This window comes from Alcanivorax sp. HI0044, assembly GCF_001634945.1.
The window spans coordinates 1-714 of sequence record NZ_LWEZ01000533.1; the positions used below are offsets into that span (position 1 = coordinate 1).

1 protein-coding gene is annotated in these 714 nt (G+C 54.5%); it reads right to left on the bottom strand.

What is annotated here, in order from left to right; translation table 11 throughout:
- Positions 1–346: 346 nt before the first annotated feature.
- A partial coding sequence (locus A3730_RS06330) for an OmpA family protein (protein WP_231883872.1) occupies positions 347–714 on the bottom strand: 368 nt, incomplete at its 5' end.

The following is a 714-nucleotide window of genomic DNA, read 5'->3' on the forward strand; positions in this document are numbered from 1 at the left end:
GAGCCCCGTGCAGGGGTGTGCGAAAGCCAGCTACAACTGCCGTCGGTGGATTTCTACAATCATCGGATGGACGTGGAGGGGGGCGTGTTGGCAGAAGAGAGTGCGCTACTGCTCAAAGGTTTCTTTGCTGAACGCCGGAAAAAGTAGCGATAGGTGAGGTTGGGCGAAACCGGTTAGCGGCTTTGTTCCCACAACGCGCATGCCTGCCACGTTTTTAGCGTGTTACATGCCTGCGTGAACCGTGTTGCGGCCACAGCGCGGCACAAAAAAAGGGCCGGTAAAAAACCGGCCCCTTTTTTAGTCAGCGTAATTCCTTACTGGAATTGCGCTTCCTTGGTGGTGGCTTTCATGATGGTTTCCACGCGACGGTTTCGGCGCGGCCTTCGCTGGTTTTGTTGTCAGCGATAGGCTTCTCTTCGCCGTAACCTACGGTGGTGATGCGGTCCGCGCTTACGTTGAAGTGATCAACAAGTACGGTCTTCACAGCATCTGCACGTTGCTGGGACAGTTTCTTGTTGTAAGCCGCAGAACCGGTGCTGTCAGTGTGACCTTCCAGTACCAGGTTGGCGGACGGGTACTGACGCATACCTTCGGCCAGGTTTTCCAGAGACGGGTAAGAAGTCTGACGGACTTCGGCTTTATCGTGGCCGAATTCAACGTACAGGGTTTCTTTTACGTCCTTGTCCAGGTATTGCTGGCAGCCTTTGTCGTCAA